Source organism: Rathayibacter sp. AY1F3, assembly GCF_002931975.1.
Lineage (GTDB): Bacteria > Actinomycetota > Actinomycetes > Actinomycetales > Microbacteriaceae > Rathayibacter.
This window is the reverse complement of record NZ_PSVF01000058.1, coordinates 1-2,340: the sequence shown is the minus strand read 5'-3', so window position 1 is coordinate 2,340 and position 2,340 is coordinate 1. Positions and strand designations below refer to the sequence as shown.

Below are 2,340 nucleotides of genomic sequence, written 5' to 3'. Positions count from 1 at the left end.
CGAACGTTCACCGGCCGGCAGACCGGAACGAAAAGTCCCACAACCCCGGCCATGCAACCCCTGCCGGGTATCACACATGACTCGGTTTAGCCTCTTCCGCGTTCGCTCGCCACTACTGACGGAATCACTGTTGTTTTCTCTTCCTGTGGGTACTGAGATGTTTCACTTCCCCACGTTCCCTCTACCCGCCCTATATATTCAGGCGGGAGTCACCAGGTCACCACAAGGGGCCTGGCGGGGTTTCCCCATTCGGAAATCCTCGGATCACAGCTCGTTTATCAGCTCCCCGAGGCTTATCGCAGATTACGACGTCCTTCTTCGGCTCCAGATGCCAAGGCATTCACCGTTTGCTCTTATGAACTTGCTAATCACATGAGTTAAGAAACTACAACTCGAAAAGTTGCAGATCCAATGATTTGCATGACCGCAGCCCGAAAGCCGCGCCATGCGAATCTTGTCGATCCACGACCGAAGCCGTGAATCTAAGATGCTCGCGTCCACTGTGTAGTTCTCAAAATACGGGCGGTATCCCTCTCCCACACACCCAGGCGTGAGAAAAGGATCCGGAGAGTCGACCCCGCCACCCGAAGGCAGCCGGCCCGGTCCCTCAGGACCCAACAGCGTGCATGTACCCGACTCCACCGCCCCGACGCGTTCCCAACCCGAAGGCTGTACTGACGCGAGACGATCTCACCGAGCACCTAGTTCAATGTTCCACCCATGAGCTACCAGCAAAGACATTCGCTTTGATCTGGCGCCTGGAACACCCTGCGGTGTCCAGATGCTCCTTAGAAAGGAGGTGATCCAGCCGCACCTTCCGGTACGGCTACCTTGTTACGACTTAGTCCTAATCACCGATCCCACCTTCGACAGCTCCCTCCTTGCGGTTAGGCCACTGGCTTCGGGTGTTACCGACTTTCATGACTTGACGGGCGGTGTGTACAAGGCCCGGGAACGTATTCACCGCAGCGTTGCTGATCTGCGATTACTAGCGACTCCGACTTCATGAGGTCGAGTTGCAGACCTCAATCCGAACTGAGACCGGCTTTTTGGGATTCGCTCCACCTTACGGTATCGCAGCCCTTTGTACCGGCCATTGTAGCATGCGTGAAGCCCAAGACATAAGGGGCATGATGATTTGACGTCATCCCCACCTTCCTCCGAGTTGACCCCGGCAGTCTCCTATGAGTTCCCACCATGACGTGCTGGCAACATAGAACGAGGGTTGCGCTCGTTGCGGGACTTAACCCAACATCTCACGACACGAGCTGACGACAACCATGCACCACCTGTATACCGACCTTGCGGGGCAACCATTTCTGGAAGTTTCCGGTATATGTCAAGCCTTGGTAAGGTTCTTCGCGTTGCATCGAATTAATCCGCATGCTCCGCCGCTTGTGCGGGCCCCCGTCAATTCCTTTGAGTTTTAGCCTTGCGGCCGTACTCCCCAGGCGGGGAACTTAATGCGTTAGCTGCGACACGGAGACCGTGGAAAGGTCCCCACATCTAGTTCCCAACGTTTACGGCGTGGACTACCAGGGTATCTAATCCTGTTCGCTCCCCACGCTTTCGCTCCTCAGCGTCAGTAACGGCCCAGAGAACTGCCTTCGCCATCGGTGTTCCTCCTGATATCTGCGCATTCCACCGCTACACCAGGAATTCCATTCTCCCCTACCGCACTCTAGTCTGCCCGTACCCACTGCAGGCCCGAGGTTGAGCCTCGGGTTTTCACAGCAGACGCGACAAACCGCCTACGAGCTCTTTACGCCCAATAATTCCGGACAACGCTTGCACCCTACGTATTACCGCGGCTGCTGGCACGTAGTTAGCCGGTGCTTTTTCTGCAGGTACCGTCAAGCCGAAGCCCTTCTTCCCTACTAAAAGAGGTTTACAACCCGAAGGCCGTCATCCCCCACGCGGCGTTGCTGCATCAGGCTTTCGCCCATTGTGCAATATTCCCCACTGCTGCCTCCCGTAGGAGTCTGGGCCGTGTCTCAGTCCCAGTGTGGCCGGTCACCCTCTCAGGCCGGCTACCCGTCGTCGCCTTGGTGAGCCATTACCTCACCAACTAGCTGATAGGCCGCGAGTCCATCCTTGACCGAAAAACTTTCCACCCGCACCCGATGCCGGGGCAGGTCGTATCCGGTATTAGACGCCGTTTCCAGCGCTTATCCCAGAGTCAAGGGCAGGTTACTCACGTGTTACTCACCCGTTCGCCACTAATCCACCCAGCAAGCTGGGCTTCATCGTTCGACTTGCATGTGTTAAGCACGCCGCCAGCGTTCGTCCTGAGCCAGGATCAAACTCTCCGTAAAAAAATTACGACCCCCAACCCCGAAG

General features: G+C 56.5%; 2 rRNA genes (1 of these 2 only partly in view). Both read right to left on the bottom strand.

Features of this window, described 5'->3' with window-relative positions:
- Window positions 1-367 (bottom strand): 23S ribosomal RNA (locus C5C39_RS16950) (it extends 2,904 nt beyond the left edge of the window).
- 425 nt (window positions 368-792) lie between these two features.
- Window positions 793-2,315, bottom strand: a 16S ribosomal RNA gene (locus C5C39_RS16945).
- Together the 16S and 23S rRNA genes form the textbook arrangement of a ribosomal RNA operon.
- Between the last annotated feature and the right edge of the window lie 25 nt (window positions 2,316-2,340).